Source organism: Pseudomonas anguilliseptica (assembly GCF_021375795.1).
GTDB classification, from domain to species: Bacteria; Pseudomonadota; Gammaproteobacteria; order Pseudomonadales; family Pseudomonadaceae; genus Aquipseudomonas; species Aquipseudomonas anguilliseptica_A.
This window is the reverse complement of record NZ_JAEIOI010000001.1, coordinates 1642213-1664888: the sequence shown is the minus strand read 5'-3', so window position 1 is coordinate 1664888 and position 22676 is coordinate 1642213. Positions and strand designations below refer to the sequence as shown.

Genomic DNA, 22676 nt, shown 5'->3' with positions numbered 1-22676 from the left:
TCCACCATTGCGCACCCTGTAAACCTGATCAACCCAACTTATGCGGGTAGTTATACCCCGGTACAAAACACCACTTCATTTCTGTGTAAGTACAACTTTTCCTATCACCCCTACGGCAACCCACAACAGCCAATTTCCCAGGGTGGCCCGTCCTCCGGTCTCGTTGTCGTGGATACCATGCCGGCCTGTGCTGCTGGCACCGAATCCACATACACCTGGCCCCTCGGTCGGCGTGACTCGACTGCAGAGTTCAACATCGCGCCGGGTACAGAAATTTCCCCGCCGGCCTTTGCCTGCATTGATGGCTGTAAAGCTCAGCATCAATCGGTTTCTTCCTGCTTCAACGAAAGTGAAACAGACGGTTCTATTACCTACTGCGACTACAACGCCAAACTAACTGGCGAAACCTGCACCACATCCGAAAACCAGCCGCCCGAAGTTCCCCAGCCAACCGACCCCGGCGACGGTGGTACTGATCCCGGCGATGGCGGCACTGATCCGGGCGACGGTGGTACTGACCCAGGCGACGGCGGCACCGATCCGGGGGATGGTGGCACCCCAGGCGATGGCGGCACCAACCCCGGCGACGGTGGCACGAATCCCGGTGACGGCGGCACCAACCCCGGCAACGGTGGCACGAACCCAGGCAACGGCGGCACCAACCCAGGTGGCGGTGACAGCGACGGCAATAGCGCCTCCGGCATTGAATGCAGCCAGCCCCTGGTCTGCTCTGGTGATGCCATTCAATGCGCCATTTTCGAAACGCAGAAGCGCGCCCGCTGTGACGCGCTGACCGCTGGCGACTTCCCGTCACAAGAAGGCGATATCACCGGCTTTATCGACGGCAAAGGCGACAGCGCCAAGCTCGATGAGGGCGACGGTGAAATTGATGTGTCCGGCCTATTCAGCGGCCCGACTGATCCGCGCTTTCTGCCAGCAGCCTGCCCACCGGCCAAGACCTTCACCCTGCAAACCCAGGGTGGTCGCACCTTCGAATTTTCCTATGAGCCGCTGTGCCAGTTCGCCATCGATCTTGGCTACCTGATCGTCATAGCCGCTTCGCTTTTCTACGCCATCTACGTTGGCCGCGCCTCGGGAGGTGAGTGATATGCCTGCATTTCTATGGGTTGCCCAATTCCTTTGGATGATCGCCGGCCCGCTGGTGATGACCGTCCTTCGGGCCATCGGCTTTGGCTTCGTCACCTACTTTGGCTTCAACGCGCTGATCAATGCCGCCCGCGATTACATGATCACCAATATGGGCAACTCGGGGATCGTCATTCAGCAGATCCTCGGGCTGGCCAAGATCGACATAGCCATAAACATCATGCTTTCCGCCGTGTTCACCCGCTTCATCATCGCGGGGATCAACAAGGCCCAGGATCGCAAACGTAATCAGGTCTGGCGCAATCCGGGCGGCACCTCCATCGAAGCGTAGGGAGGCGCTGCCATGCTCTATATCCGCACCGGCAAACCCGGCCACGGCAAGACCCTCAACACCATCAAGGAAGTGGATCAGAAGGCCCACGCAGAAGGCCGCACCGTCTACTTCCACAACATCAACGGCCTGCAGCCTGAGCTTCTAAAGGCTTCCTGGTACAAGTTCGATGATCCGGAAAAGTGGTTCGAACTGCCCAACGACTCGATCATTGTCGTGGACGAGGCCCAAGGCTGGTTTGGTGGTCGTGATCCTCGGGCGCGTCCACCTGAACACATCACCCGCTTTGAAACCATGCGCCATAGCGGCCACGAAGTGCACCTGATCACCCAGGACCCGCGCTATCTGGATGTGCACCTACGCCGCCTCTGCAATGGTCATATTCACTACTGGCGCGTCTTCAAATCCCAGCAACTGCTGCGCTTTGAATCCGATGCTGTCATTGAAAAAGTCGAAGTGAAATCCAGTTTCAAGGATGCCGAGAAAACCACGGTACGCCTCGATAAGAAGTTTTTCAGCGTCTACACCAGCAGCAATGCACAGCACCATTTCCAGACCAAGCTACCGACCAAATTCATTCTGGCCGTACTTGTCATCGCCGGTGCCGTCTTCATGGTCTACCGCGCATACGAACGCTACGAAGCCGGCAAACAGACCGAACAGGCCACACAAGCCCAGGCCGAAACCAGCAGCCCGAGCGGCGTAGTCGATCAAGTGAAAAGCTCGGTCGGCTCCCTGATCAACCCGGTGAACAACAAACCCGGCACCAAGGCTATGAGCCTGGACGAATACCTAGCCGCCCGTGTCCCTCGCATACCGGATGTACCCAGCTCGGCCCCCATCTACGACGAACTAACCAAGCCGCAAAGCTACCCGCGGCTGTCCTGCGTCATGAGTTCGGATGAGGGCTATATCGACCGCAATGCCAAGCGCTACCGGGTCGTCAGGACGCAGGAAAAAGCCTTTATCTGCGAGTGCTTCACCCAGCAAGGCAGTTGGCACAAAACCACCTTTGCCTACTGCAAGAACACCGTAGAGCGCGGCGTATTTGATCCGGCCCGCCCTGACCCTGGTGCGCGCCCGGATCTGCAGCAGGCCAACAACCAACGCCAGCAGCAGCCACAACAACCCCAGCAAGCCCCGCAAAGCGTCACTGTGACCCAAATCCCCTACGAGAAAGGCCGCTTCCTATGGTGATCACTCAGCGCCTTCGCTCGGCGCATTTGGGCGCATGCGCGAGGCACGAGCGCCGCGCCAAATGCGCGCGCTGACGTCCCTGTAACACGTAACACGTCAGAAAGATAAATTTAAACAGTCTCAATTCGTCACTATTTGGAGTAGTTGCAATGACCGTAAAAGATCAAATTCGGGTCAATCGTCTGTTTCAGGAAGACCCGAAAGGTCGGGTGTTCTTCGATGCACACACCACCCTCATCAGTGACCTGTCGAACGTCCGCTTGCTGCGCTGTGGCGTCGATACCGTGCGCCAGTTGTACCGTGGCCTGATCCGCCCGGAAATCATGGCGCTATTCGAAAACCCCGGCACCCTGGTTGATTTCGCGGGTCAGCGTTGGCACTCAGGCCGTGTAGGCAAGGACTCTGGCTATCAATACAAGCTCCAGAACGCTGACCTGGGCATCATCCTGTTGGTGAAGAACTTCAATTCGAAAATTGACGCCATCGGGCCACACGTAAAAATCGAAGTATCACCCCATGCCATTGACGCCCTGTCGCCCAGCCGTCTGCAGGAACGCATGGACTATTACGCTAGCGAGCTGCTGAGCCATCTGGAACTGAACCAGTGCGCTGTTCACCTGGCGCTTGACCTGCAGGGCTGGAAACCTCCGGTCGATCTGGTTGCCCGCATGCACTGCCGTGCTCGCAACCATCGCGACATTTCGGGGATCAGTGAAATCACCTGGGCGACCAAATCCAGCGTGTACGGACGTGGCGAAACCTCCATGTTTGGATCTGCAAACGGCGTCCAGCTCGCTATCTACAACAAAACCGAGCAGGCCCGCGCCACCGACAAGCTCGACTACTGGGAAAGCGTGTGGAAACGTCGCGACAGCTTCGACGACAACGACCCGGACAACTACGACCCCGAAGCGGATGTATGGCGCATTGAACTGCGCTATCACCATTCGGTTATCCAGCAATTCGCCAGCGGCTCTGTAGACCTGCATTCAGGCCAAGCCATAGAAACACGCTCGTTTGCTGCATTTTGCGGCCATCTGGACGGCCTGTGGTGCTACGGCCTGCGCCAGTTCAAGCTGCTCGCCCGACCGGGGCGATATGAGGCCATCTGGACACTGATTCGCGATGACGTGCGCGTGGATCTGCCGGTTGATTCCCTGCTCGATGAAACCGAGTACAAGCGCTACTACAAGACCTCTCGCGGCTTCTCCGGCAAGAACGTCGAACTCTTCCTGGGAAACTTCGTCAGCCTGCTGGCAAGGGAACGGGTGGGCGCAAAAAAGGCGTTTGACCGGCTGAAAAATTGGGAATGCTGGCCGGTCATTCGCGACCACTATGCCGCCAAGGATATGAGCGAGTACGACATATACAAGCACATCAAGAGCCTGCTGGAAGAACGCAACGTGCGGTGGGGGCGTGCCGTCTGATGGCCATTGAGCAACTGTCAGACGGACGCTGGAAGGTCGATATAGAACCCATTAAGGGCAAGCGCTTCCGCAAGACCTTCAAGACCAAGGGAGAAGCCCAGCGGTTTGAGGCGACCTGCAGAACCAAGTGCGTCGACACGCCCAGTTGGTCACCCAAGCCCAAGGACAAACGCCGGCTATCTGATCTGTGCACGCGCTACCACGACCTGCACGGCCATACCCTGGCGGATGCTGCTCGACTGAAACAGATCCTCGCCAAACTGGCCAAGGATCTAGGCGACCCGGTTGCAGTAACCTTCACCGGCAACGCCTACTGCGAAACCCGGCGTATCCAGCTCGATAGCGGCGTGAAAGGCAAAACCCTGAACAACCGCCTCGGCTACCTCAAGGCCGTATTTAACGAACTGCATCGCCTGGGTGAAATCGACTACCCGAACCCACTGGCCAAAGTCCGCCCTCTGCGCCTGCAGGAAAGGCCCCTCTCCTTCCTGTCAGTGCCTCAAATCAAGGAAGTGCTGGCCGCATTGGATGCTCTCGACACAACGCCTGGAATCGGCCTTGTAGCTCGCGTATGTCTGGCAACGGGTGCGCGCTGGGGTGAGGCTCAAGCCCTGACGCCTGAACGGGTGAAAAATGGGGCGGTGACCTTTGCCAATACCAAGTCACGCCGGACGCGGACTATCCCCATCAGCAAGACCCTGGAGAAACAGCTACACGCCTACTTCAAACAGAACGGCCTGTTCAGCAACTGCATGGTGACCTTTGGTCGCGTGCTGGAAACGACCTCGATCAAGCTGCCAGAAGGCCAAGCCACCCACGTACTGCGGCACACCTTCGCCAGTCACTTTGTCATGCGTGGCGGCAACATCCTGACCCTGCAGAAGATCCTGGGCCATTCCAGCCTGACAATGACTATGCGCTACGCGCACCTGTCACCCGATCACCTGCAGGATGCTTTGTCGCTCAACCCGCTAGATTTAATGACGTAGGGAGTACAACACCATGCAAACGCTAACCGCTAGTGAAGCCCGCGCAAACTTCTACCGGCTAATGGATCAGTGTGCCGAATCACACAAGCCAATCATGATTGTCGGCAAACGCAGCCACTCCGTTTTGCTCTCTGCAGAAGACTGGGGCGCAATTCAAGAAACGCTCTGTAGGCAGGCAGATTCTGGAAATATCGACACTTCATCGACACCAGCAAACCCCGGAAAGCAAAAAGCCCCGAAATCTTGTTAGAAATCAGGGCTTTAGCTGTATCAATCTGGCGGTGAAGGTGGGATTCGAACCCACGATACGATTTCTCGTATACACACTTTCCAGGCGTGCTCCTTCAACCGCTCGGACACTTCACCGGGTCTCGACGGTCATTGCTGTCTGTCGAGGCGCGCTAATCTAGCCGAACAGTCGGCCAAAGGCAAAATCTTTTTTCAAAAGATTCATGTGCTTATGCCAAATGCAGCGCGCCTGAATATGCTCGGATGGATTAAGCCATGCATACCGATGCCCTTCGCGACAATGACGCACCGGTAGTGCCGATCATTTACCGAGGCTGATTGTCATCGTAAGCGGGCAGCCCGGCATCACTGACCAGCCAGTCAGCCATCGTGCTTTACCTGGCCGATGGGGATGAGTAACGTCTGCTGCATTTCAGCACAAGGAACCCGACCATGAGCGACCTGATCAGCTACCAACTCGACGATGGCATTGCCACCCTGACTCTGAACAATGGCAAGGTTAACGCCATCTCCCCGGACGTGATTGCAGCGCTCAATGCGGCCCTGGATCGTGCCGAGCAGGACAAGGCGATCGTGATCATCACCGGTCAGCCTGGCATCCTATCCGGCGGCTATGACCTCAAGGTGATGACTTCCGGCCCACAGAACGCCATCAATCTGGTTGCCGCTGGCTCGACCCTGGCGCGCCGTATGCTCGCCCATCCATTCCCGATCATCGTTGCCTGCCCAGGCCACGCGGTGGCCAAGGGTGCCTTTATTCTGCTGTCGTCCGACTACCGCATCGGTGTCGAAGGCCCGTTCAGCATTGGCCTCAACGAGGTGCAGATCGGCATGACCATGCACCACGCTGGCATCGAACTGGCCCGTGACCGCCTGCGCAAATCGGCCTTCCACCGCTCGGTGATCAATGGCGAGATGTTCGACCCGCAAGGCGCGGTGGATGCCGGTTTCCTCGACAAGGTGGTGCCGGCCGAGCAACTGCACGCCACTGCACTGGCCGTTGCCCAGCAGATGAAGAAGATCAACATGACCGCGCACAAAAACACCAAGCTGAAAGTGCGTAAGGCGCTGCTGGAAGCCCTTGATCAGGCAGTCGAACTGGACAAGCAACACCTGGGATAAGTAAACCCCAGTAGCGCAAAAGCCCGGCCCATGTGCCGGGCTTTTGCGTTTAATGGCAAAACACTGGCAATCAACCGGGCAATCTCCCCAGTCTGTATTACTTTTAGAAGGTAAGGCCAAGGAGCGAGGCCCCCACCGATCTATTCGAAATTGCCGCGGGGAGCGTGCTATGAAGATTGCTCACAAGGTTGGCCTGGCTGCGGCCATCGTCCTGTTCCTTACTACCAGCCTGCTGTCACTGGCGCAGGTCAGCCAGGTTCGCGAAACCCTGCACAGCCAGGTAGCCGCCAGCATCGCCGAATCCAGTAACGCATTGGCACGGCAGATCGAGAACTGGCTCAATGCCAAGCTCAAGTTGATGGATCTGATGGCGCAAAGCATCGACAGCAACTACAGCCCCGAAGAAACCCAGCGCATCGTCAATACACCGATGCTGAAGAACGAATTCATCCTGGTCTTCGGTGCTCTGCAAAGCGATGGCAAGCCGATCAAGAACACCGACGAGTGGAAACCAGCGCCGGAATGGGACGGTCGCCAACGGCCTTGGTATGCCACCGGCAAGGCCGGTAGCCAGGCGCTACTGACTGAACCCTATGTGGACTCCACCACCGGGGAAATCCTGATTTCCGCCGTTACCCGCATCACCAACGCTGGCGAATTCCTCGGTGTACTGGGCGGTGACATCCGCCTGAAAACCGTAGCGGACGCAGTCAACACCCTGGACTTCAACGGCGCGGGCTACGCCTTTCTGCTAACCCGCAACGGCAACATCATTTCCCACCCCAACACCGACCTCAACGGTAAGAGCTACAGCGAGTTGTTCGCCGGCCAAAGCCCAGCACTGAACAAGGATTTGCAGGACATCAGCGGCGCCGACAAGGACCTGCTGGTGTCCTTTACCCCACTGCCCAACCTCAAGGGCATGGATTGGTATATCGGTGTGGTGCTGGACAAAAGCATTGTCATGGCCGAAGCCAATGCCCTGAGCTGGCGCGCAGTAATCGGCACCGTACTGGGGGTGATCATCAGCCTGATCGTGCTGGGCGTTTTGATGAACAGCCTGCTCAAACCCCTCGGTCATCTGCACAACTCCCTGCATGAAGTGAACAGCGGTGAAGGCGACCTGACCCGCCGCCTGCCAGCCGCCGGCAACGATGAAATCGCCCTGGTTTCCAAGGAGTTCAATAGTTTCCTGCAAAGTCTGCAGAGTCTGATCAGCGAGGTCATGGGCAGTTCCAGACAGGTGCGTGAAAGCACCACACTGACCTCCAGCGAGGCCGATCAAGCCGCCAATCGCCTGCAACAGCAATTGCAAGAGCTGGATCAACTGGCCACCGCCATGCAGGAAATGGCCTCCACCGCCGAAGAAGTCGCACGCAATGCCCAGGCCGCCGCGCAAGCCGCCATTGCCGCCAATGAAGAAACCGAGAACGGCGTACGTGTAGTCTCGCGCTCGACCGAGGCGATCAAGAACCTGGCCGAAGAAATGGACGAAACCAGCCATGCGATCAACGAGCTGGCCAAGCTCAGCCACAATATCGAGTCGATTCTCTCGGTGATCACCAGCATTGCCGACCAGACCAACCTGCTCGCGCTCAACGCCGCCATCGAAGCTGCCCGCGCCGGGGAGTCCGGCCGCGGTTTTGCCGTGGTCGCCGATGAGGTGCGCTCACTGGCATCGCGCACCCAGCAGTCGACTCAGGAAATCCGCCAGATGATCGACCAGTTGCAATCCGGGGTGAAACAGGCCGAGTCGCGCATGCAGCAAAGCCGTGACACCGCCAGCAAGACCGCCGAAGATGCAGGAGCGGCCAACGACATGCTCGGACGCATTCGTGACGCGATCACCCGAATCAACGACATGAACCTGCAGATCGCCACCGCCGCGGAGCAGCAAAGCGCCACTACCGAGGAAATCAACCGCAACACCACCAATATTCGCGACATCAGCCATGAGGTCGCTGCGGGTGCCGAAGAACAGGTGCGCCAGTGCGCCGTGATGGTTGATCAGGTGGGTCAACAGGATCACCTGCTCGGTCGCTTCAAGGTCTGACTTCCATACATCAGGCTGCGCCTCACCACGCAGCCAGCGCCAACCGATAAGGAGATTGGGCATGCGCATACTCGTAGCGTGGCTACTGTGTCTGGCTGTACAGGGTACGGCTCTGGCACAAACGCCCATCAGTGTTACGGTACTGTGTGACGCCAGTTATCCACCCTACAGCTATGCCGAAAACGGTGAAGCCAAGGGCCTCTACAGCGATATTCTGCGTGCGGCCTTTGCCCGCATGCCGGGCTATCGCATCAGCATCCGTCCAGTGCCCTGGCCACGTGGCCTGGCGGCCGTAGAAAAAGGTACGGCCTTTGCCCTGTTCCCACCCTATTACCGCCCCGTTGAACGGCCGTGGATGGATTACTCGCGGCCGATTCTGGAGGAAAGCGTGGTGGCCTTCGTGCGCAGCGAACTGGCCCAGCAACGGGCCATCGAAGATTTCCCGGCGGCCTATGCCGGGTTGCGCGTTGGTCTCAACCGGGGCTTCAATATCATCGCCGCCCCCGATTACAAACGCATGCTGGCCGCAGGCCAGGTGCAGCAGAGCTACGCCAGCGACAACCACACCAACCTGTTGCAACTCAAACGTCAGCGCATCGACGTGTACATCAACGATCGCCTGTCGATCCTCTGGGAACTGCAACAGATGCGCGATCAAGGTCTGCTGGGCAATGCCGGGCTGGGCTGGCTAGTCGAAGGACCGAGACTATCCAGCGAACATGGCCACCTGGGCTATACCCGCGCCAACTCAGAGGCCTATCCCTATAAACAGGATTTTATGCAGCGCCTGGATCAGGCCCTGCTGGGCCTTGAAGCAGATGGCAGCATCGCTCGCCTGGCCTCACGTTACAGCGCTATCGACCTGCGCTCAGCCATCGGTACGACTAACACAACCGGCAACAACCTCTGATCGGCATCAATTGCTGAAAGCAGTGCACGCCCGTACACTGCGCGCCTTTTTCCTATGACGGGCGTACCAAATGCTTTTTCTTCTGCGCATGCTGGCGATGGGCGTGCACTTTATCCTCGCTGGCATCCTGGGCCTGTTGCTCGGCATCTGCCGCCCGTTCAACCCGGATAACAGCCGCCTGTGCGCCCGTCTCTACAGCGTACCGGCGCAATGGTTTTTGCGCTGGAAGCTCAAGACCGACGTACAACCGCTGCTTGACCATCAACGTGCCTGCGTAATCGTGGCCAACCACCAGTCCAACTACGACCTCTATGTGCTCGGCCGCGTGGTGCCCGAGCGTACCGTAAGCATCGGCAAGAAAAGCCTGAAATGGGTGCCCTTCTTCGGCCAGCTCTATTGGCTGGCCGGCAATGTGCTGCTCGACCGTGGCAACGCGATTCGCGCCAAACAGGCCATGCTCACCACTACCGACACCTTGAAGCACAAAGACACCTCGATCTGGGTCTTCCCTGAAGGCACGCGCAACCTGGGCAAAGGCCTGTTGCCGTTCAAGAAAGGCGCGTTCCAGATGGCGATTGCTGCTGGCGTGCCGATTATCCCGGTGTGTGTCAGCACCTACGTCAACCATATCCAGCTCAACCGCTGGAACAGCGGCGATATCATGATCCGCTCGCTGCCAGCCATCCCCACAGCTGGCCTGAGCCAGGACGACCTACCCCAGTTGATCGAAACCTGCCGTACGCAGATGCAGCAATGCATCGAGGCCATGGATCAGCAGTTGACGCAGCGAGTCTGAGCATTACCCGCTGCCCATAAGCCCAGCCCTCGTGCTGGGCTTTTTATTGGCATTCACACCGAGCACGGCGAAGCCGCTAAGCTGCGTGCTGAAACCAGCCAATAAGGGATGCATCATGGGGCGAGTGGTTGCCGCCGCTGTTTACAGCAAAGGGCTGAAAGTCAGCAATATCAGCCTTGATGAGGGCAAGCAGTGGGCGAAAAAGCCCGGCCACTTTGTCTGGATCGGCCTGCACGACCCCGGCAGCGAGGAGCTGAGTAACCTGCAGCGGCAATTCGACCTGCATGAGCTGGCTCTGGAAGACGCCCTGCAGCGACACACCCGGCCCAAGCTGGAGACCTTTGGCGATGCACTGTTTCTGGTGCTTTACTCGCCCATTCGCGTCAATGGCGAACTGACCTTTGCCGAAACCCAGCTGTTTGCCGGCAACGGCTACATCATCAGCGCCCGCTACGGTGAGTCGGCGCCCTATTCGCAGGTACGCCAGCGCTGCGAGGCACGCCCGCTGCTGCTTGAGCACGGCGAAGATTTCGTGCTCTACGCCCTGCTCAGCTTCGTCATCGAGAACTACCGCCCGCTGATGGACAGCTACCACAGCGAACTTGAGGAGGTTGAGCAGCAGGTGCTCAAGCACCCGCTCAGTCAGGCCGATGTCGAGCGCATCCAGGGCCTGCGCCGCGACCTGCTGCGTCTGCGCCGCTATATCGGGCCGCTGGCGGAAATCTGCCAGGAACTGCAACGCCTGGACTTCCCGTTTATCGACAAGAACATGCGCCCCTACTTCCGCGACGTGGCGATTCACGTCAACCGTCTGCTGGAAGACCTTACCGCCCTGCGCGAAATGGCCGACCACGCCATCGAGATCGGCCTGCTGCTGGAGTCGTCCCGGCAAAGCGTTACCCAGCGCAAGTTCGCCGCCTGGGCAGCGATCCTCGCCTTCCCCACGGCAGTGGCCGGCATCTACGGGATGAACTTTCAGAACATGCCCGAGCTGACCTGGCAGTACGGCTATTTCGCCGTACTCGGTGTCATCACCACCGGCTGCATCAGCCTGTATGCCAGCTTCAAGCATTACGGCTGGTTATAAAAAATCGCCTGGAACGGTTGTTAACACTGCAGATTGGCAGTCCAGAGGGTGGCGGCCATAAATAGCACGCCATAAAAAAGCCCGGTCACTGACCGGGCTTTCTGCATCCACCAACGCTTAGTCGGCAAGGCCGGCACGGCCATGGGCGACAAAGCGCATCATCCACTCGGCGACCATATGGCCCTGGTGATCATGCTGCAGGCTGTCAACACCGCGGGTATAGGCCGGCTCACCGATATGTTGCTGACGCAGGTCAAGCAGCGCACGCGAGTAGTCATGCACAAACTCGGGATGGCCCTGGAAGCACAGCACCTGGTCGCCGATGCAGTAGGAGGCAATCGGGCAGAACTCGCTGCTGGCGAGCAAGGTCGCGTTCTCCGGCAGTTGAGTCACCTGGTCCTGGTGGCTGATCAGCAGCGTCAGGTCTTCCAGATCTGGGCTCATCCAGCTCGGCTTGTTTTCCATACGGTATTGATGAATACCCACGCCCCAGCCTTGCACGGCGCGCTCGGCCTTGCCGCCCAGCAGCAGCGCCAGCAGCTGGTGCCCGAAACACACGCCGAGCAGCTTGTCGCCACGGGCATAACGCTCCAGCAGATAGGTTTTCAGCGTCTGGATCCAGGCGTCGCTGCCAAAGGAATCTGCCTTGCTGCCCGTCACCAGATACGCATCGTAGCGCTCGCTATCCGGCGGGTAATGCCCCTCCATCACGTTGTACACCTTGAACTCGGCAGCAATCGGCTGACGGGCGAACAATTGCTCGAACATACGGCCATAACTGTCGTATTGGTCGACCAATTCAGGGCGAAGAACATCGGTTTCCAGGATGCAGATCTGCAGCGGCATATGGGCGGTTACCTAGGGCGCAGGAGGGTTGTTTTTCCAGCGCGCAAGCGTGCCTGCTGACAGCCTGCATGGCAATAGTTCTGGGGCCAACCCGACCAATTACCCGCTGCTTCTGCAGCCGCTGTAAAAACCCGGCATGCGGACCATCAGCGCCCTCGATAGTCACCATAAGCACCATTCACTTCTGTCGATAACGGCACAAGCCGATGATCTGGTCATCGGGCCCTGCGCCCCACCCCAGAAGAGGACACTCCCATGACCAGTTTCTCCGCCATCGCCAGCCTGCTGGCCGCCTCAGCCTTCAATAGCAGCCACAGCGCCAGCAGCATTCGACAGGCGCAACAGGTGCAGACCACTCAACAGCGCACCACCCAGCGCACCGGCCAATAACAGCGTTATCAGCCTCAGGAGAACGCCATGAGCATCGCCCAAACACTTAGCAACCAGAACGTCTACGGCGTGACCTACGCCACGGTCGACAGCAGTGGCATCCACTTCGAGTCAGAACTGGCCATTGCGTTGGGCGACGGCAGCCTGGCGACCCTGCGCATGCCCACCCAACTGAGCGAGCGTCAGGCCATCCAGCAACTGGTTTGCGGCCGCCAAGCGTGCTGAAAACCGCTCAAGCTGACTATTGCGCAGGCATCGGGCAGCTCAGGTCGCCTTCTTCACATACGGCCAGCTGCTCCAGCTCCTTGACCCGCGCGGCGGTCTTTTGCGCAAGGCAGCCGTTAAGCACCATCGGATAGGCCGAACCACCTTCCACCGACGCTGACTCGAACGCACAAGCCAGATCACGGAACTTGATCCAGGCCAGTTGCACCTCCTTGAGCTGCTGTTTCTGCCCATCATCCAGACGCTTGCGGTAATCGCCGTAGAGCTGGTTCAGACGTTTATCCTGAGCGGCATAGTCCGCCGCCGCGCACTGATTGAGGCTGAACTGATCCATGGCATTGGCGCAGTCATCGGCCCATGCCGGCACCGCCAGCAAGCCCAGGCTGATTGCCAGCGCACTGCTTATCCTGATTTTCATAACACCTCCCTTGCGCCACGCCCGCGTGGCCGTTTCAGCAGTCTAGCAAGCTGCTAAAAACTACCTGCGTTGCCATTGCTGCGTTAAAAGCAGGCTCGAGCTGCTCATTTACAGCTCGTAAACTCCGCATTCTCGCCTGCTTTTGCCTTGCACTGGCTGCCTCGCTTACGTTTTTCAACAGCCCGCTAGTGCCATGCCCATAAAAAAAACCGGCTCACAGGGAGCCGGTTTTCAGTGCCTCTGCCTTAACGCGACGGAGTTAGAAACTTTCGTTCTTCGCCGCCTTCTCCAACAACAACGCCGGCGGCAGGAAGCGCTCGCCGTACTGCTCAGCCAAGTACTGGGCGCGGGCGACAAAGTCCTTCACTCCGTACTGGTTGATAAATTGCAGCGCACCGCCGGTCCAGGCAGCAAAGCCGATGCCCATGATCGAGCCGATGTTGGCATCGGCTACCGACTTGAGCACGCCCTCTTCCACGCAGCGCACGGTTTCGATGGCCTGGATAAACAGGATGCGATCCCGCACGTCGATCTGCGAAATCTGCGCCTCGCTCTTCTCGAAACGCGCCTTGAGTTCCGGCCACAGGTGCTTCTTGCCACCGGCCGGGTAATCGTAGAAGCCCGCACCCGCCGCCTTGCCCGGGCGCTTGTACTCGTTGAGCATCATGTCGATCACCGCAAACGCCGGGTGCTCGGGAATCTGCTTGCCTTCGGCAGCGAGGTCCTTGATGGTCTGCTGACGGATATGGTTCATCAGGCTCATCGACACTTCGTCGCTGATCGCCAGCGGGCCAACCGGCATACCGGCCTTGCGCGCTTCGTTCTCGATCATCGCCGCGCTCACGCCCTCACCCAACATGGCCAGGCCTTCATTGGTGAAAGTTCCGAACACCCGCGAGGTGAAGAAGCCGCGGCTGTCGTTGACCACGATCGGGGTCTTCTTGATCTGCATGACGTAGTCAAAACCACGCGCCAGGGTCTCGTCGCTGGTCTGCTCGCCCTTGATGATTTCCACCAACGGCATCTTGTCCACCGGGCTGAAGAAATGCAGGCCGATAAACTTGTCCTGCTTCTGCACAGCCGTGGCCAGGCCGGTGATCGGTAGAGTCGAGGTGTTGGAGGCGATTACCGCATCCGCCAGCGCCGCACGTTCGGCCGCTGCGGTGACATTGGCCTTGAGGTCACGATCCTCGAATACCGCTTCGATAATCAGGTCGCAGCCCTCGAAATCAGCGTCACTGACAGTGGGTTTGATCCGCGCCAGAATGCCATCGCGCTTCTCGGCGCTCATCTGGCCACGGCCGACCTTTTTCTCCAGCAGCTTGGCCGAGTAGCTTTTGCCCTTCTCAGCGGCTTCGATGGAGATATCCTTGAGCACCACCTCGATACCGGCGACCGCCGACACGTAGGCAATACCGGCACCCATCATGCCGGCACCGAGCACACCGACCTTCTTGGTCACGTAAGGCTCGAAGCCTTGTGGGCGTGAGCCGCCGGCGTTGATTTCATTGAGCTGGAACCAGAAGGTGCCAATCATGTTCTTCGCCACCTGACCGGTGGTCAGCTCGGTGAAGTAGCGCGCTTCGATGATCTGCGCGGTGTCGAAATCGACCTGTGCGCCCTCAACGGCGGCGCACATGATCTTCTCCGGCGCCGGGAAGCAGCCCTTGGTCTTGTCACGCAGCACGCTTGGCGCGATAGCCAGCATCTGCGCCACATTCGGGCTGGACGGTGTACCGCCGGGAATCTTGTAGCCTTTCACATCCCAGGGCTGCACAGCCGTCGGGTTGGCGGCGATAAAGGCGCGCGCCTTGGCCAGCAGGTCATCGCTGTCACTGGCCAGTTCATGGATCAGGCCGGCTTTGAGCGCCGCATCAGGACGCACCTTCTTGCCTTCGGCCAGGTACGGCAGGGCTTTTTCCAGGCCGAGGATGCGCACCATGCGCACCACCCCGCCGCCGCCTGGCAGCAGGCCAAGGGTCACTTCCGGCAGGCCGAGCTGAATGCTGGAATTGTTCAGGGCGATACGGTGATGGCAGGCCAGAGCAATTTCCCAGCCGCCGCCCAGGGCTGCACCGTTGATCGCCGCAACCACCGGCTTACCCAGGGTTTCCAAGCGACGCAGTTGGCCCTTGATGTTGAGGATCATCTGGTAGAAGGCCGGCGCGTCGGCCTTGGTGACCTTGATCAGCTCATTGAGGTCGCCGCCGGCGAAGAAAGTCTTCTTCGCGGAGGTGAGGATGACCCCGGCAATGGAATCCTTCTCGGCTTCCAGGCGGTCGACGATCTTGCCCATGGCTTCGCGGTACACCGCGTTCATGGTGTTGGCGCTCTGGCCAGGCATGTCCATGGTCAGAACGACGATATTGTCCTGGCCTTTTTCGTAACGGATGGCGTCAGTCATTTTTCTTATCTCCGCCTCAAACTCGTTCAATGATGGTGGCGATGCCCATGCCACCACCTACGCACAGGGTGGCCAGGCCATAGCGCAACTTGCGCTTCTCCAACTCGTCGATCAGGGTGCCGAGAATGGCGCAACCGGTTGCACCCAGCGGATGACCCATGGCGATGGAGCCGCCGTTGACGTTGACCTTGTCCTCGCTGACGCCCATGTCCTTCATAAACTTCATCACCACCGAAGCGAACGCCTCGTTGACCTCGAACAGGTCGATGTCATTGACGTTCAGCCCAGCCTTGGCCAACGCCTTACGAGTGGCCGGCGCCGGGCCGGTAAGCATGATGGTCGGGTCGGTGCTGGTCACGGCGGTGGCAACGATGCGTGCACGCGGCTTCAGACCCAGCTCGCGGCCTTTGGCCTCGGAGCCGATAAGCATCAGGGCCGAGCCATCGACGATGCCCGAGCTGTTGCCTGGGGTGTGTACGTGGTTGATCTGCTCAACATGGCTGTAGACACGCAGCGCGGTGCTGTCGAAGCCCATCTGGCCCATCATCTCGAAGCTCGGCTTGAGCTTGCCCAGGCCTTCGAGGGTGGATTCGCCACGGATAAACTCATCGTGATCGAGCAGCACAATGCCGTTCTGGTCGGCCACCGGAATCAGCGATTTGCTGAACGAGCCGTCCTTGCTGGCGCGGGCAGCTTTCTGCTGCGAGCGCAGAGCAAAGCTGTCAACGTCCGTGCGGCTGAAACCTTCCAGGGTGGCGATCAAATCGGCGCCAATACCCTGCGGGGTGAAATGGGTGTGCATATTGGTGGCTGGATCCATCACCCAGGCGCCGCCATCGGAACCCATGGGAATGCGCGACATCGACTCGACACCGCCGACCACTACCAGATCCTCGAAACCGGAACGCACCTTCATCGCGCCGATGTTGACCGCTTCCAGGCCCGAAGCGCAAAAACGGTTGAGCTGTACGCCCGACACGCTGACATCCCAATCGGCAACCATGGCGGCCGTCTTGGCAATGTCCGCGCCCTGATCACCCACCGGTGTTACACAGCCGAGCACGATGTCATCGACCTGGCTGGTGTCCAGGTTATTGCGCGCTTGCAGCGCCTTGAGCAGGCCGGCGATCAGGTCGACAGGCTTGACGCTGTAGAGCGCCCCGTCCTTCTTGCCCTTGCCGCGTGGCGTGCGCACGGCATCGAAAATATATGCTTCGGTCATGGCGTCCTCAGACCTCCAATGGAGGGTGGCTGATGGCGCAGGTGAGGCCCGCGCCTGTTTTTGTTGAGTGGGCCTACCATACGCCGCGCGGAAGCAGGCTCAATGACCGAAGTGCTCAGGCATATTGACCGCTCAGCTCAGACAAACGGTCAATCGCTGGGCAAAGGACAACAAGCGCGTCTAGCTCAAGGGCTGCTTGGCACCCACCTGGCACGCCTCATAACTGCTGGCAACTAGCCAGTGCGATTTAGTAATCAAGGCGTCTATAGCCGCTGCCAGCCCAGCTCTACAGTTGAATCAGGTCATCGGCAATTGCCCTGTCGATTGACCGCTGTCGGCGTCGTCGCCGGGTTTTGCCGGGACGGCTTGAATGATCAACACGAGACGTGGCATCGCCTCCGCGCAGTACGCAGGAGCGCGACGACCGCGCCGCAGAAAACAACAAGGCCACTCGCCATGCTCAATCCCATAAAAATGCGCCAGGCAGGCATGATCGTTTTTGCCACCACCCTGATCCTGATTCTTCCCAACCTGACCCGACTGGTCAGCTAACCCGAATCCTGCTGCGCCTCCATCCCCACAAATGGTTCGCGTCCAGCCCCTGAAACCCTGCCCTGCTGACCACCGTAGCGTGCGTCGGCAGTGGCAGCGCGTTTGCCAGCATCGCGCACGCAACGGCCTGTGCTAGGGTGATTTCAATCACCCCAAGGAGCCCGCCATGCGCACCCTACTTGCCACCCTCGGCCTGCTGGTCAGCCTGCCACTGCTGGCCGGCGAAGCCGAACTCAACGCCGCCGTCGTCGCCCTGCAATCGCCTGACAGCGTGCTGATTGATGTGCGCACCGCCGAAGAATTCGCCGCCGGCGCGTTGCCCGGTGCCGAACAGATCGACCATGAACAGATCGCCAACCGCATCAGCGCCCTAGCCCCGGACAAAGACACGCCCATCGTGCTGTATTGCCGCAGCGGCCGCCGCTCAGGTATCGCCGAAGAAAGCCTGCGCGCCATGGGCTACAACAACCTGATCAACGCCGGCGGCTACGACGAACTGAAACTGGCCCTGGAGTCGCAGGATTGAACACACGCACCCTCGCTATCGCCCTGCTCGCCCTCTTACCCTTCACTCACCTGCACGCCGCCGAACTGACCCTGGAACTGGGCAACGGCAGCCAGCACCTGAGCAGCGCCGAACTGCTCACCCACCCGCAGGCGCAAACCATCGAAATCCACAACGACGTCAGCTACAAACGCGACATGCACTACCGCGCCGTGCCGTTGGCCGCGCTGCTTAAAGGCGTGCAGCCGGGCGATCACCTGCAACTGGTGGCCAGCGACGGCTTTGCCGCCGAACTGTCTGCGGCTCCTGCACTCAACCAAACCGCCAGCCAAGCCTGGCTGGCCATCGAAGACCCAGCACAACCCTGGCCCGCACTGGGCAACGGCAAACCCAGCGCCGGGCCGTTTTATCTCGTCTAGCAAAACCCAGCCGCCAGCCAGATCGGCCCCGAGCAATGGCCCTTCCAACTCGCCAGCATTCGCAAACTAGCCCCGGTAGCCCAGCGATTCCCACAACTTCTGCCAGCGGCAGACGCCAGCCCGGCAGTGCAAGCCGGTTTTGCCCAATACCAGAAGAACTGCATGGCCTGCCATCGCCTGAATGGCGCAGGCGACTCGCAATTCGGCCCCGACCTGAATATTCCGCACAACCCGACCGAATATTTCAGTGGCGATTTTTTAAGCCGCTATATCCGCGACCCACAGAGCTTGCGGCGCTGGCCGCAGGGCAAGATGCCTGGGTTTGCGGTTGAGGTATTGAGTGACAAGGAATTGGGAGAGTTGATTGAGTATTTGCGGCATATGGCAAGCAGAAAGGTCACCCTTTGATGAAATTGCAGCCTGGGCAAGCTGATCTAGCTTTCGCCCCATGATCAACGTAAATGCCCATTCACACTTACCAGAAAAACCTTCAAACGGCGCACCCAGAAACCGTTGGATAGACCACCTTAGCCCCTCTCAAACTTATATGGCCCTATATCAACCATGAAAAAACACATTGCATTTGCACTCTGTTTTCTACCCCTTTATTGCGCTGCTGAACCCAGCTTTCTGGAGGCTATGATAGTGGGGAAATATACCCTCATCGGCAAAGCACCGGATTCTGAGCAGACCTATCTCGGCAACGTCGAGATCGCTTACAAGGGAAGTCAGTTGCAGGTTTCCAAGGTTATCAATGGACATACCGTAACTGGCCAAGCTGCCATCGAGTCTGCTGGTGAGACAGAAGTGCTACGGATCAGGTTTACCGATAATGGCAAAAAGTATGAAGAGACCTGCTTGGTCGGTGCCGACCTGGATAACTACGCAAGAATAAGCTGCTACTTGTACCAACCCCAGGTTGAAACAAGCAGCCCAGGACTTGAAGCCCTGTTCAGAGACAACAGCGCAGAATAAGAAACACGGCAAGCGCATAGGATGGGTTGAGCAGAGCGATACCCATCCTACGGATCATCCTTTGTACGCAGGCAGAGGCGCTTTAAGGGCCTACTGCTGTTGCACCCGAATCACCGGTGCAACCTCCACCTGCGCATGCATCTGCTCAATGCCGCCACCACGACGCATGCCACGCACCGGGCAGGCATCCAGATAATCCAAGCCAACCGCCAACTTCAAATGCCGCTCCGGTTTGGCCAAGCAATTGGTCACATCAAAGCTGTACCAGGCATTGTCCAGCCATGCTTCGGCCCAGGCGTGGCTGGCCAGGTGGTCTTCGCTGTCGGTAAACAGGTAGCCCGACACATAGCGCGCTGGCACGCCCAAGCTGCGTGCGCAGGCCAGGAAGGCATGGGCGTGGTCCTGACAGACGCCCTTGCCGCCAGCAAAGGCCTCAGCCGCACTGGTTTCCACCGCCGTGGTGCCTGGCACATAGCGGATATGCGCATTGAGGGCGTGCATCAGATCGATCAGGCCGCTGCGGTCCGGCCGGCTGCGGCTTTCTAGCTTGGCAAATTCGCGCAAGGCTTCATCGGCCTCGGTGAGGCGGGTAAAGCGCAGAAACGGCAGCGCCGACTGGTTTTCGTGCTCGGCTTCACGCGCTTCATCGATCTCCACTTGGCCACGGGCGCCGATAACGATGGATTCGTGCGGCTCGTCCAGGGTCAGCACGTGCAGGATATTGCCGTAGGGATCAACCTGCGCGCGCACCGGGCGTGGCAGGGTCAGCTGCCAGCTGAGCACCTGCTGACGCTCGCTGTCGTGCGGGGTCATGCGCAGGTACTGGATGCTGGTGCGCACCTGATCTTCATAGTGATAGGTAGTGTCGTGGCTGATTGACAGTCTCATGCGACCTCCAGATAGGAGCTTTGGATGGCTTGGCCCAACTGGCGAACCAGCAGGATGAAATCGGTGAGCCAGGCGTGCAGGCCCTCGTCGAGTACTTCTTCGATGCTGGTGTAGCGCAGCCGCGCTTCCAGTTCAGCGGCCAGGCGCTGGGCTGGGCGGCCGTTGTCGCCGGGCAGGCTGGCGAGCATCAGGCTGAGTTCATCCATGCAGGCGCGCAGCGAACGCGGCACATCTGGGCGCAGCAGGAGCAGTTCGGAGACTTTGCGCGTGCCGGGCGAGCCGCGGTAGATCTCGGCAAAGGCCTCGAACGAGGACAGCGCACGCAGCAGTGCGGTCCACTGGTAGTAGCTGCGCGCCGGGCGGCCGTCGATTTCGTCGATGTCTTCGCCGAGCATTTCGTAGCGGGCATCGAGCAGGCGCAGGGTGTTGTCGGCGCGTTCGATAAAGGTGCCAAGGCGAATAAAGCGGTACGGGTCGCCACGCATGATGGTGCCGAAGGTGGCGCCACGGAACAGGTGCGAGCGTTCCTTGACCCACTCGCAGAAGCGGCTGATGCCGTAGCGGCCCAGGCCCTGCTCGGCGATGCCGCGAATCTCCAGCCAGGTGGCGTTGATGTTTTCCCACATGTCGGCGGTGATCCGCCCGCGTACGGCGTGGGCATTGCTGCGCGCGGCCTGCAGGCAGCAGTAGATGCTCGCCGGATTGCTCGCATCGAGGGCGAAGAAGTGCAGCATGCGCTCGGCGTGCAGCGGGCCATGGCGCTCCAGATAATCATCCAGGGTGCCGGTAATCAGCAGCGGCATGGCCAGTTCTTCCAGGCCATCGCCCTGCCCGTCTTGCGGCATCAGTGACAGGGAGTAGCTGACATCGAGCATGCGCGCGAGGTTTTCCGCACGCTCCAGGTAGCGCGACATCCAGTACAGATCGGAAGCAGTACGACTGAGCATGATTAGTCCTCCACCACCCAGGTGTCTTTGGTGCCGCCACCCTGGGACGAGTTGACCACCAGCGAGCCTTCACGCAGCGCGACGCGGGTCAGGCCGCCGGGCACTAGGCGGGTCTCGCGCCCGGAGAGGACAAACGGCCGCAGGTCGATATGCCGTGGCGCGATACCGTTGTCGACAAAGGTCGGACAGGTCGACAGGCACAGGGTTGGCTGGGCGATATAGGCCTCAGGGCGGGCGATCAGCCGGGCGCGGAAGTCTTCGATTTCAGCCTTGGTGGCGGCCGGTCCGACCAGCATGCCGTAGCCGCCGGAGCCTTGGGTTTCCTTGACCACCAGCTGTTCTAGGTTGGCCAGCACATGGGACAGCTCGGCTGGCTTGCGGCACTGGAAGGTCGGCACGTTCTTCAGGATCGGCTCTTCGCTGAGGTAGAAACGGATCATGTCGTCGACATAGGGGTAGATGGATTTGTCGTCCGCCACCCCGGTGCCCACGGCGTTGGCCAGCACCACGTTGCCGCTGCGGTAGCAGGCCAGCAGGCCGGGCACACCGAGCATGGAATCCGGATTGAAGGCCAGTGGGTCGAGAAAGGCATCGTCGAGGCGGCGATAAACCACATCCACCTGCTTGGCCCCAGACGTGGTGCGCATAAACAGCTTGTCGTCGCGCACAAACAGGTCCGCACCCTCGACCAGTTCCACGCCCATTTCGCGAGCGAGGAAGGCGTGCTCAAAATAAGCGCTGTTGAAACGCCCCGGGGTCAGCACCACGACGTTGGGGTTATCCAGCGGGCTGGAGGACTTCAGCGTGTCGAGCAACAGGTTCGGGTAGTGATCGATGGGCGCCACGCGCTGCGCGGCAAACAGCTCGGGGAACAGGCGCATCATCATCTTGCGGTCTTCGAGCATGTAGCTGACGCCGCTGGGGGTGCGCAGGTTGTCTTCCAGCACGTAGTAGCTGCCATCGCCATCACGCACCAGGTCGACCCCGGCGATATGGGCATAGAGGTCGCGGTGCAGGTTGAGACCCTGCATGGCGATCTGGTAACCCTCGTTGGCCAGTACCTGCTCGGCGGGGATGATCCCGGCCTTGATGATGCGCTGGTCGTGGTAGAGGTCGGCGAGGAACATGTTCAGCGCCTGCACGCGCTGGATGCAGCCGCGCTCAACCATGCGCCATTCGCTGGCCGGGATGCTGCGCGGGATGATGTCGAATGGAATCAGCCGCTCGGTGCCCTGATCATCGCCATACAGGGTGAAGGTGATACCGGCGCGGTGGAACAGCAGATCGGCCTCACGGCGGCGCTGGGCCAGCAGTTCATCCGGTGTTTCCGCCAACCAGCGGGCAAAAGCCTGGTAGTGCGGGCGGACAGCGCCGCTCGCGTCGTACATCTCGTCATAAAAGGTGCGGGCCATGCCGTACTCCTTGTCACCCGGACATGGAGACAGCTTTGCAAGGCCCGCGCCATACAATAAAAATGTTTTAAATCAGCAACTTGAGTATTAGCAACGCGAGCAACGCACCAAGCCGGGGCGCATTGGTGACCGCCAGGTCGCAGGGCGCGCCATTTTAAGGCGAACATCCTGGCTAAAGCTCCGCAGGGTGGAGAACGCTCTTGTT

22 protein-coding genes, 1 tRNA gene and 2 pseudogenes are annotated in these 22676 nt (G+C 59.5%); 17 read left to right on the top strand and 8 right to left on the bottom strand.

What is annotated here, in order from left to right; genetic code table 11:
* The 6 genes from IOD17_RS07760 to IOD17_RS19480 form a co-directional block, all read left to right on the top strand.
* Nucleotides 1-1107: virulence factor TspB C-terminal domain-related protein (locus IOD17_RS07760; protein ID WP_267925390.1), on the top strand; the 1107-nt coding region annotated here is incomplete at its 5' end.
* A gap of 1 nt (nt 1108) precedes the next feature.
* Nucleotides 1109-1438 (top strand): DUF2523 domain-containing protein, encoded by a 330-nt coding sequence (locus tag IOD17_RS07755; protein ID WP_233684479.1) that lies wholly within the window; start codon nt 1109-1111, stop codon nt 1436-1438.
* A gap of 12 nt (nt 1439-1450) precedes the next feature.
* A complete protein-coding gene (locus IOD17_RS07750) occupies nt 1451-2635 on the top strand; it encodes a zonular occludens toxin domain-containing protein (protein ID WP_233684478.1) in 1185 nt (394 codons plus the stop codon).
* A 149-nt stretch (nt 2636-2784) separates the two neighbouring features.
* Nucleotides 2785-4062, top strand: a complete 1278-nt coding sequence (locus IOD17_RS07745; protein ID WP_233684477.1) for a hypothetical protein — start codon at nt 2785-2787, stop codon at nt 4060-4062.
* Nucleotides 4062-5051, top strand: coding sequence for a tyrosine-type recombinase/integrase (locus IOD17_RS07740; protein WP_233684476.1), 990 nt, complete (start codon nt 4062-4064; stop codon nt 5049-5051). The genes IOD17_RS07745 and IOD17_RS07740 overlap by 1 nt, the downstream gene beginning before the upstream one ends.
* A gap of 13 nt (nt 5052-5064) precedes the next feature.
* Entirely contained in the window at nt 5065-5301 is a 237-nt protein-coding gene (locus IOD17_RS19480) for a type II toxin-antitoxin system Phd/YefM family antitoxin (RefSeq protein WP_267925387.1), read from the top strand.
* Nucleotides 5302-5327: 26 nt separating this feature from the next.
* Here the strand turns inward: IOD17_RS19480 and IOD17_RS07730 are convergent.
* Nucleotides 5328-5417: transfer RNA gene (locus tag IOD17_RS07730), tRNA-Ser, on the bottom strand.
* Nucleotides 5418-5732: 315 nt separating this feature from the next.
* On the opposite strand from IOD17_RS07730, the gene IOD17_RS07725 reads away from it, so the two are divergent.
* The 6 genes and pseudogenes from IOD17_RS07725 to IOD17_RS07705 all read left to right on the top strand — a co-directional run bounded on the left by IOD17_RS07725 (nt 5733) and on the right by IOD17_RS07705 (nt 11268).
* Nucleotides 5733-6422 carry a crotonase/enoyl-CoA hydratase family protein gene (locus tag IOD17_RS07725; RefSeq protein WP_233684475.1) on the top strand — a complete coding sequence of 230 codons (690 nt, stop codon included), beginning with the start codon at nt 5733-5735 and terminating at the stop codon, nt 6420-6422.
* Nucleotides 6423-6474: 52 nt separating this feature from the next.
* Nucleotides 6475-7617, top strand: a pseudogene (locus IOD17_RS19475) (cache domain-containing sensor histidine kinase); the annotation flags it as partial.
* Nucleotides 7618-7647: 30 nt separating this feature from the next.
* Nucleotides 7648-8475 carry a methyl-accepting chemotaxis protein gene (locus IOD17_RS19470; protein WP_418904257.1) on the top strand — a complete coding sequence of 276 codons (828 nt, stop codon included), beginning with the start codon at nt 7648-7650 and terminating at the stop codon, nt 8473-8475.
* Between the two features lie 61 nt (nt 8476-8536).
* The gene (locus IOD17_RS07715) at nt 8537-9385 is read left to right on the top strand and encodes a substrate-binding periplasmic protein (RefSeq protein WP_233684473.1); all 849 of its coding nucleotides are present in this window, start codon (nt 8537-8539) and stop codon (nt 9383-9385) included.
* Nucleotides 9386-9455: 70 nt separating this feature from the next.
* On the top strand, nt 9456-10181 hold the full coding sequence (locus IOD17_RS07710; protein WP_233684472.1) for a 1-acylglycerol-3-phosphate O-acyltransferase: 726 nt from the start codon (nt 9456-9458) through the stop codon (nt 10179-10181).
* Nucleotides 10182-10296: 115 nt separating this feature from the next.
* Nucleotides 10297-11268 carry a magnesium and cobalt transport protein CorA gene (locus IOD17_RS07705; RefSeq protein ID WP_233684471.1) on the top strand — a complete coding sequence of 324 codons (972 nt, stop codon included), beginning with the start codon at nt 10297-10299 and terminating at the stop codon, nt 11266-11268.
* 117 nt (nt 11269-11385) lie between these two features.
* Here IOD17_RS07705 and IOD17_RS07700 read toward each other — a convergent pair whose 3' ends face one another.
* Nucleotides 11386-12114 carry an amidotransferase gene (locus IOD17_RS07700; RefSeq protein WP_233684470.1) on the bottom strand — a complete coding sequence of 243 codons (729 nt, stop codon included), beginning with the start codon at nt 12112-12114 and terminating at the stop codon, nt 11386-11388.
* Between the two features lie 255 nt (nt 12115-12369).
* Between IOD17_RS07700 and IOD17_RS19310 the strand changes: the two genes are divergently transcribed.
* Nucleotides 12370-12504, top strand: a complete 135-nt coding sequence (locus tag IOD17_RS19310; RefSeq protein ID WP_267925381.1) for a hypothetical protein — start codon at nt 12370-12372, stop codon at nt 12502-12504.
* 27 nt (nt 12505-12531) lie between these two features.
* Complete coding sequence (gene ptrC, locus IOD17_RS07695) at nt 12532-12729, top strand: type III secretion system co-regulatory protein PtrC (RefSeq protein WP_233684469.1); 198 nt, start codon at nt 12532-12534, stop codon at nt 12727-12729.
* A 16-nt stretch (nt 12730-12745) separates the two neighbouring features.
* Here ptrC and IOD17_RS07690 read toward each other — a convergent pair whose 3' ends face one another.
* The 3 genes from IOD17_RS07690 to IOD17_RS07680 form a co-directional block, all read right to left on the bottom strand.
* Nucleotides 12746-13147, bottom strand: a complete 402-nt coding sequence (locus IOD17_RS07690) for a lysozyme inhibitor LprI family protein (RefSeq protein ID WP_233684468.1) — start codon at nt 13145-13147, stop codon at nt 12746-12748.
* 259 nt (nt 13148-13406) lie between these two features.
* A complete protein-coding gene (locus IOD17_RS07685) occupies nt 13407-15551 on the bottom strand; it encodes a 3-hydroxyacyl-CoA dehydrogenase NAD-binding domain-containing protein (protein WP_233684467.1) in 2145 nt (714 codons plus the stop codon).
* Between the two features lie 16 nt (nt 15552-15567).
* Nucleotides 15568-16773, bottom strand: coding sequence for an acetyl-CoA C-acetyltransferase (locus IOD17_RS07680; protein WP_233684466.1), 1206 nt, complete (start codon nt 16771-16773; stop codon nt 15568-15570).
* A gap of 718 nt (nt 16774-17491) precedes the next feature.
* Between IOD17_RS07680 and IOD17_RS07675 the strand changes: the two genes are divergently transcribed.
* From IOD17_RS07675 to IOD17_RS07665, 3 genes and pseudogenes are all read left to right on the top strand, one after another.
* A complete protein-coding gene (locus IOD17_RS07675; RefSeq protein ID WP_233684465.1) occupies nt 17492-17851 on the top strand; it encodes a rhodanese-like domain-containing protein in 360 nt (119 codons plus the stop codon).
* Nucleotides 17848-18657, top strand: a pseudogene (locus IOD17_RS07670) (c-type cytochrome). The gene IOD17_RS07675 and the pseudogene IOD17_RS07670 overlap by 4 nt, the downstream one beginning before the upstream one ends.
* 156 nt (nt 18658-18813) lie before the next feature.
* Nucleotides 18814-19224, top strand: a complete 411-nt coding sequence (locus IOD17_RS07665; RefSeq protein ID WP_233684464.1) for a hypothetical protein — start codon at nt 18814-18816, stop codon at nt 19222-19224.
* Nucleotides 19225-19314: 90 nt separating this feature from the next.
* Here the strand turns inward: IOD17_RS07665 and IOD17_RS07660 are convergent, their stop codons facing one another.
* From IOD17_RS07660 to IOD17_RS07650, 3 genes are read right to left on the bottom strand one after another with little or no spacing between them, the layout of a single operon-like run.
* On the bottom strand, nt 19315-20112 hold the full coding sequence (locus tag IOD17_RS07660) for a transglutaminase family protein (RefSeq protein WP_233684463.1): 798 nt from the start codon (nt 20110-20112) through the stop codon (nt 19315-19317).
* Nucleotides 20109-21059, bottom strand: a complete 951-nt coding sequence (locus IOD17_RS07655) for an alpha-E domain-containing protein (RefSeq protein ID WP_233684462.1) — start codon at nt 21057-21059, stop codon at nt 20109-20111. The genes IOD17_RS07660 and IOD17_RS07655 overlap by 4 nt, the downstream gene beginning before the upstream one ends.
* A 2-nt stretch (nt 21060-21061) precedes the next feature.
* On the bottom strand, nt 21062-22471 hold the full coding sequence (locus IOD17_RS07650) for a circularly permuted type 2 ATP-grasp protein (protein ID WP_233684461.1): 1410 nt from the start codon (nt 22469-22471) through the stop codon (nt 21062-21064).
* Nucleotides 22472-22676 lie beyond the last annotated feature (205 nt).